Origin of the sequence: Rathayibacter caricis DSM 15933 (assembly GCF_003044275.1) — a bacterium.
GTDB classification, from domain to species: domain Bacteria; phylum Actinomycetota; class Actinomycetes; order Actinomycetales; family Microbacteriaceae; genus Rathayibacter; species Rathayibacter caricis.
Genome location: NZ_PZPL01000001.1, coordinates 3861662 through 3868017 on the forward strand (window position 1 = coordinate 3861662; position 6356 = coordinate 3868017).

Sequence of the window (6356 nt, forward strand, 5' to 3'; positions counted from 1 at the left end):
CGCGGCGTCCCGGGGGCGTCGATCACTGCTGCGTCCAAAACGTGTCCAATCCTTCGTCGACGGCGCGGACGTCGTCAGGGGTTCCGAATACTTCGAAGCGGTAGAGGTGCGGCACGGCGCACTTCCTCGCGATGATGTCGCCGGCGAGGCAGTAGGCCTCGCCGAAGTTCGTGTTGCCGGCGCCGATGACGCCGCGGAGCAGGGAGCGGTTGCGGGGCTGGTTCAGGAACCGGATGACCTGCTTGGGCACCGCTCCCCCGTCGATCCCGCCGCCGTAGGTCGGCAGGACGAGCACGTACGGCTCGTCGACGTGGAGCGTCTCGGCCTTCGCGCCGTCGCGGTGCGAGTGCAGCGGGATGCGCTGCGCGGGCCGCCCCAGCTTCTCGATGAAGCGGTGCGTGTTGCCCGAGCTGCTGGAGAAGTAGACGAGCTCACTCATCGCGTGCTCCTCCTCCGGGTGCCCTGCGGGGCGTCGTGGCGGTCGTTCCGGTGAGGACCCGAGCCTCGCGACTCGGATCCTCCGCCGGTCCGGGGCAGAACCTGCCCACCCGGACCGGCGGAGCGTGGGGCCGCCGCATCGGGGAGGGACGCGGGCGGCGAGGGGTGTCAGGCCCGAGGGTCGCGATCTTGTCGGGGCGGAAGCCGCTCCAGTGGTCGTCGTCGGTGATGACGACGGGCGCCTGCAGGTAGCCGAGCGCCTTGACGGCCTCGAGGGCCTTCTCGTCGACGGAGAGGTCGAACACCTCGTAGTCGATGCCCTTGCTGTCGAGGGCGCGGTAGGTCGCCGTGCACTGAACGCAGGAGGGCTTGGTGTAGACCGTCACGGCCATGCGTGTCGTCCTTTCCGGGAGGGTGTCCTGGGCCGGCTCCGAAGCGTTCCGTCGGCGTGCCGATCGGGGTGGGAGACGGTCGTGAATGGTACGTCTGGGGTGGTGCTGGGCGCCGGAGGGGCGCTCGCCCCGACCTGCTCAGCAATACTACATATAGGGGGCGCCCGGCGGGAGCCCACTAGGGCTAGTAGTTACATTCGTGTAGTTATCCACCGGTTCGTCCCCCGTTCATCCACAGGCCGAGGCCCGCGGATCCGCGTGAGGACGCGGATCGCCCGGAGTTGTCCACCGCTGTGGAGAGGCTCCCGGCGTTCCCTGTGTACAACGCTCGTCGGCGTGTCGCTGTTCCCGACATCCGGGGTCGGAGGCAGGGGCCCACCACCATATGTAGGGGTCGTCGCACGTCCGGGATCATGCTCGAACGGTAGGCCGCACCACCGACACCGGAAGCGCGGCCGAGAGCTCTCAGGCCAGGCGCGCCAGGTCCCGCGCCACTGCCCTCAGGTACGGCAGCGGGTCCGCGATCGCGGCCGCGGCCGACCCCGCGGCCTCGACCAGGGAGCCCGCCGCGGCGAAGCCCGTGGTGGGCGCCTGGATCGCTCCGGCGACCAGCATCGCCCGCGCACCGGCCTCCTCCGCCAGCCCGAGGAGGTAGGACGGCACCTTCCCCGCCCTCGATTGGGCGTCGAAGCGCCCCTCCCCCGTGAGCACGACGTCGGCGCCGTCGATCAGCGCGGGGAGTCCGAGCGCCTCGCCCACCGCGGCCGAGCCGGGGGCGAGCCGGGCGCCCCACGCGAGCAGCCGAATCCGGTGCCGCCGGCCGCCCCCGTGCCCGCCTCCTCGGGATCGGCGTCGAGGTGCGCGGCCACGTGCCGCAGCCCGTCGTCGAGCCGCAGCACGTCGTCGCGGGAGGCGCCCTTCTGCGGCCCGAACACGTGCGCGGCTCCGGACTCGCCCAGCAGCGGGTTCGTCACGTCGCTGAGGATCAGCGCGCCGCCGGCCGGCACCCGCCGCAGCGCGTGCAGATCGACGGCCGCGAGGTCGTGCAGGGCGCCTCCGCCGTCGCCGATCCCGTGCCCGGACACGGTGAGGAAGCGCGCGCCCAGCTCGCGGAGGGCACCGACTCCGCCGTCGGTGGAGGAGCTGCCGCCGATCGCCAGCAGGAGCGAGTGCGCCCCGGCGTCGAGAGCGGCCGCGATCACCTGCCCGAACCCCCGGGTGTGCGCGGTGAGGGGGCGGAGCGGGTCGAGCAGGGTGATCCCGCTGGCGGAGCGAGCTCGACGACCGCCGCGCCGTCGGCAGGAGCAGCCACGAGGTCTCGACCGGCCGGTCGTCGGGCCGGTCACGGTGAGCGTGTGCCGCGCCGCCTCGGGGACGCGACCTCGAACGCGTCGACCGTCCCCTCCCCGCCGTCGGCCATCGGAGCGAGCACGACCTCGTCTCCGGGACGCTCCTCGCTCCAGCCCTCGGCGAGCGCCTCCGCGACCTCGACGGCCGTCGCGGACCCCTTGAAGGAGTCGGGGGCGATCACGACACGGAGGGCTGCGCTGCTCATGCGCCCATTCTGGCAGCCGCGCTCGGCCCGCCACTCGGCAGGAAACGGGCTCCGAGCGCCTCGCACAGCCCGGTTCGCGGCCGATCGACGCCGGCCTGTGGAGAACGCGCTCGCCGAAGCCGCACATCGGGCACGATGACGCGATGCCCCGGCCCGCGCCCCTCCCGCTCGAACTGCGCGGACGCGCCTTCTCGGTGGAGGAGGCGCGGGCCGCCGGCGTGACGGAGGACCGGCTCCGCGCGTCCGATCTGGCGATCCCCTTCCGCGGAGTGCGGGCACCGGCCGGAGCCGTGACGAGCGTCCTCGAGCGCGCCACGGCGTACGCGACGATCATGCGGCGCTCCGTGTTCTGCGGACTGACCGCCGCTCGGCTCTGGCCGCTGGATCTTCCGAGCGAACCTCCGGACGAACCGCTGCACGTCGCGGTCCGGTATCCGGCGCGCGCCCACGGGGGCGCGGGCTCGTGGGCAGCTCGCTCGCGGACCCCGAGCTGAACGCCGTGCGCCGGGCGGGCTGCTCCTGGCCGACGGCGCGAGCGTCTTCTGCCAGCTCGGCGACGTGCTCCGGCTGGAGGATCTGGTCGCGGTCGGGGATGCGCTCGTCCTCTCTCCCGTGAAGCCGCGGACGGGCGATCCCCGACCGTGGGTGCCCCTACCCGAGCTGCAGCGCCGCGTGGAGCGCCTCGAGGGCCGCGGATCACGCGCCGTTCGTCGCGCGCTCGCCCTCGTCCGCGAGGGAGCGGAGTCGCGGCGCGAGACCCGACTCCGCCTCGTCCTCGTCCTCGTGACCGCGGGACTCCCCGAGCCCGAACTGCAGGTCGAGCTGTTCGACGCCCTCGGGAGGATCGGCCGGGTCGATCTGCTCTACCGGAGGTGGCGTGTCGTCGTGGAGTACGAGGGTGATCACCACCGCACGGACCGCGGCAGTGGGATCGCGATCTGATCCGCTACGAGAGGCTCGCGGCGGCCGGATGACGGTGGTGCGCATCGCCTCGGCCTCGTTCGACGCGGACCCGCTCGGCTGCGCCGCCCGCGTCCGTCGGGCGCTCCTCGCGGGCGGATGGCGTCCCTCGTCGTGACAGCGGCACGGACCCGAGCAGCGAGTGGACGCGGACCGGGTGCCCCGAGCCATGTACGACCCGACACTCCGACAACTCGTGACGATCGGGAGAAACGAGACGACGCGAAACGGGCGCCCTACCCCCGCGCAGACCCGCCGCACGACCACTCACGATCGACGGCAGACGCGAGGAGACACGAACCGGGCGCATGCACCCACGCTGACCCCGATACGCGGCCACCTGCGTCGCCAGAGGCGCGATACGACGAGTGGACGCGAACCGGGCGCTCGAGCGCCGGAGACCCGGTACGCGACCGGTCGCGGGGTGCGAGCGCAGTTGGAAAGCGCGCGGTCAGAGCGGGGTCGCGAGGCGGTAGCCGCGCTTGATGACCGTCGCGACGAGGCGCGGCTCCGGGAGCGACTGGCGCAGGCGGCTGATCGCGACGTCGACCGCGTGGTCGTCGAGCGCCTCGGGGCGGGAGGCGGCGAGCACGCCGCGCGCGACGGTCGCGCCTCGGCGGCGACCAGGGTGCGGAACAGCGCCAGCGCCACCGGGGTCAGCGGCACCCGCTCCCCCGCGAGCACGGCGTGGCGGCCGCGGAGCTCGAGGGGTCCGTACGCGGTCTCGATGCGCGGGGCGCTCTGCTCGAGGTGCTCGCAGAGCAGGCGGATGAGGGCGCCCATCCGGAACCGGTCGGGGACGATCGGCAGGATCTGCGCCTCGACGAGCGGTGCCGCAGTGACGGGCCGACCGCCGCCGGCGACGACCGTCTCGCGGAACGCGGCCTGCAGGGCGTCGGAGCCGGCCCGCGGCCTCGGCGACCGTGAAGAGGGCCTCGACCCGCGGGGCGCTAGTGAAGGTGACGGCGTCGATCCCGCCGCAGCAGATCGCCTCGATCAGGCGGAGGACCCGCGCCGAGTCCTCGTGCACGCTCCAGCGGTAGGGGGCGGCGGTGAGGACCGTCGCGCCGCGTCGGTCAGGCGCTCGAGCTGGTGCGGATCGGTGAAGCCGTGCAGCTGCACCGCGATCGTGCGGCCGTCCACGCCCTCGCGCAGGGCCAGGTCGACGAGGGAGGTGGTGGTCTCGCGCTCGCTCATGCCGTGGTCGTCGAGGCCGGCGGCGCGGACGGCTCCGCGGGCCTTCGGACCCCGGACGAGGATCCGCGCGGCCGAGAGCGCGTCGGTGAGCTCGTCGCCGAGGCCCGCGGCGTCGGCCGCCTCGAGCCAGCGGCGCATGCCGTAGGAGGTCGTCGCGAGCAGCACGTCGGGCGCCCGGCGACGATCGCGCGGGTCTCGTCCTCGAGGACGCCCTCGGTGTCGATGCCGCGCATCCGGATGGTGGGCGCGTGGGTGACGTCGGCGCCGCGGCGCTCGAAGGCGGCGATGAGGTCCTCGGAGCGGCGGTCGGAGGTCACGCCGATGCGGAAGCCGACGAGCTGGTCGGGCCGGAATCCCGGTGAGGAGGCGTCGGAGTCGGGTGCGTCGGTGGTGCTCATCGGCGGCCCCCTCGGGCTCTCACGTCGTCAGCGCATCGACCGCGCGGGCGATGCTCTCGGGATCCTGAGAATCATCGCACGAGGCCTGGCGCACGACCTCGCCGATGACGATGACCGCGGGAGAGCGCGGGGCGAGGTCGGCCAGCAGCCCCATCACCTCGCCGACGGAGGGTGATCGTGGTGCGCTGGCGTGCGACCAGCCGCGCTCGACGATCGCGAGCGGCATCCCGGCGGTCATGCCCGCGCGCTGCAGCCCGGCGACAGGTGCGGGGAGGGTGTTCACGCCCATGAGGACGACGAGCGCGCCGCCCAGCCCGGCCAGGTGCCCGAGCTCCTCCTCGCTGAAGGGGGCGTGGCCCGAGACCACGGTGAACGCGCGGCTGACCTCGCGGTGCGTGACCGGGATGCCCGCGGCGGCCGGTACCGAGATCGCGCTCGTCACTCCGGGCACGACCGTGACGGGCACGCCGGCGACGCGGCAGGCGCGCACCTCCTCGGAGCCGCGGCCGAACACGAACGGGTCGCCGCCCTTCAGCCGCACCACGTCCAGGCCGTCGAGCGCGCGGGCGACCATCAGCCGCTCGATCTCGTGCTGCGGCACGGCGTGGTGGCCGGGGGTCTTGCCGACGTCGATCAGCTCGGCTCCGGGCGCCCAGTCGGCGAGGCCGTCGTGCGGGCCGAGGCGGTCGTAGAGCACGACGTCCGCCTCGCGCAGCGCGCGGTGCGCGGCGAGCGTCATCAGATCGGAGTCCCCGGGGCCGCCGCCGACGATGCTCACGTGCCCGAGGGGCCGGTGGGGCGCGCCGGCCTCGTCGACGGTCCAGATCCCGTGCCGACCGGCCTCGGCGGAGGCGGCGGCGCGCAGCTCGGCGGCCCCTCGACCCAGACGAGGAGCGCGGGGCATCCCGCGGCCAGGAGCGACACGGAGGCGAGCCGCACGGGCAGCGCGTCGTCGGCCTCGCGCCGCTCGACGACCGCCCCGCGGCGCGGTAGCGGGCGAGCACGCGGCGGGTCCGGAGGCGGTGCCCACCACGAGCACGCGCCGGCCGGTCAGATCGAGCGAGAGCTGCATCAGGACTCCTTCACCGAAGCGGAAGCGGACGCCGCCAGCGACGCCGGCGGCCCACGACACTCACCGGCCCGACCGGGATCGTCGTCCCCGCCACCAGCACCGGCCCGTCGGAGCGCTCGTCGCTCCCCGCCGGCCGGATCTGCCCGCGCTCCCGCACCGTCGAGACCCGCGGATCCGCCGTGTCAGGCGCGTTCACGAACGAGCGGAAGCGCCGCAGCCGGTCGGGGTCGGCCAGGGTCGCCGCCCACTCGTCGACGTAGGTGTCCACGTGGGTCGCCATGGCGGCCTCCAGTTCGGCGGCGATCCCGAGCGAGTCCTCGCAGACCACCTCGCGCACGTGGTCG

General features: G+C 74.2%; 7 protein-coding genes and 3 pseudogenes. 2 read left to right on the forward strand and 8 right to left on the reverse strand.

The features are described from left to right. Positions 1-22 precede the first annotated feature (22 nt). The 4 genes and pseudogenes from nrdI to C1I63_RS20390 all read right to left on the reverse strand — a co-directional run bounded on the left by nrdI (position 23) and on the right by C1I63_RS20390 (position 2385). Entirely contained in the window at positions 23-439 is a 417-nt protein-coding gene (gene nrdI / locus C1I63_RS17970; RefSeq protein WP_107573286.1) for a class Ib ribonucleoside-diphosphate reductase assembly flavoprotein NrdI, read from the reverse strand. Positions 440-614: 175 nt separating this feature from the next. Then, a pseudogene (gene nrdH, locus C1I63_RS17975) lies at positions 615-830 on the reverse strand (glutaredoxin-like protein NrdH); the annotation flags it as partial. Between the two features lie 465 nt (positions 831-1295). Then, positions 1296-2176 (reverse strand): annotated as a pseudogene (locus tag C1I63_RS20385) (glycerate kinase). Continuing rightward, positions 2173-2385, reverse strand: coding sequence for a glycerate kinase (locus C1I63_RS20390; RefSeq protein ID WP_342353119.1), 213 nt, complete (start codon positions 2383-2385; stop codon positions 2173-2175). Before C1I63_RS20390 ends, C1I63_RS20385 begins: the two are co-directional and overlap by 4 nt. Before the next feature lie 143 nt (positions 2386-2528). Here C1I63_RS20390 and C1I63_RS20010 point away from each other — a divergent pair, with 143 nt between their 5' ends. Both C1I63_RS20010 and C1I63_RS20015 read left to right on the forward strand, forming a co-directional pair. Then, positions 2529-2879 (forward strand): hypothetical protein, encoded by a 351-nt coding sequence (locus C1I63_RS20010; RefSeq protein WP_211315642.1) that lies wholly within the window; start codon positions 2529-2531, stop codon positions 2877-2879. A 64-nt stretch (positions 2880-2943) separates the two neighbouring features. Next, a complete protein-coding gene (locus tag C1I63_RS20015) occupies positions 2944-3327 on the forward strand; it encodes a hypothetical protein (protein ID WP_211315643.1) in 384 nt (127 codons plus the stop codon). A gap of 469 nt (positions 3328-3796) precedes the next feature. On the opposite strand, the gene C1I63_RS20185 is transcribed toward C1I63_RS20015, so the two are convergent. From C1I63_RS20185 to C1I63_RS18000, 4 genes and pseudogenes are all read right to left on the reverse strand, one after another. Continuing rightward, complete coding sequence (locus tag C1I63_RS20185) at positions 3797-3937, reverse strand: winged helix-turn-helix domain-containing protein (protein ID WP_244907154.1); 141 nt, start codon at positions 3935-3937, stop codon at positions 3797-3799. Between the two features lie 404 nt (positions 3938-4341). After that, positions 4342-4707 carry a uroporphyrinogen-III synthase gene (locus tag C1I63_RS20190; protein WP_244907157.1) on the reverse strand — a complete coding sequence of 122 codons (366 nt, stop codon included), beginning with the start codon at positions 4705-4707 and terminating at the stop codon, positions 4342-4344. A gap of 252 nt (positions 4708-4959) precedes the next feature. Further along, positions 4960-6012 carry a uroporphyrinogen-III C-methyltransferase gene (cobA, locus tag C1I63_RS17995; RefSeq protein ID WP_107575953.1) on the reverse strand — a complete coding sequence of 351 codons (1053 nt, stop codon included), beginning with the start codon at positions 6010-6012 and terminating at the stop codon, positions 4960-4962. Between the two features lie 10 nt (positions 6013-6022). Next, positions 6023-6356 (reverse strand): annotated as a pseudogene (locus tag C1I63_RS18000) (hypothetical protein); the annotation flags it as partial.

Coding starts and splice junctions, on each gene's coding strand:
- C1I63_RS20010 (WP_211315642.1), top strand. CDS start 2,529: ATGCCCCGGCCCGCGCCCCTCCCGCTCGAACTGCGCGGACGCGCCTTC.
- C1I63_RS20390 (WP_342353119.1), bottom strand. CDS start 2,385: ATGAGCAGCGCAGCCCTCCGTGTCGTGATCGCCCCCGACTCCTTCAAG.
- nrdI (WP_107573286.1), bottom strand. CDS start 439: ATGAGTGAGCTCGTCTACTTCTCCAGCAGCTCGGGCAACACGCACCGC.
- cobA (WP_107575953.1), bottom strand. CDS start 6,012: ATGCAGCTCTCGCTCGATCTGACCGGCCGGCGCGTGCTCGTGGTGGGC.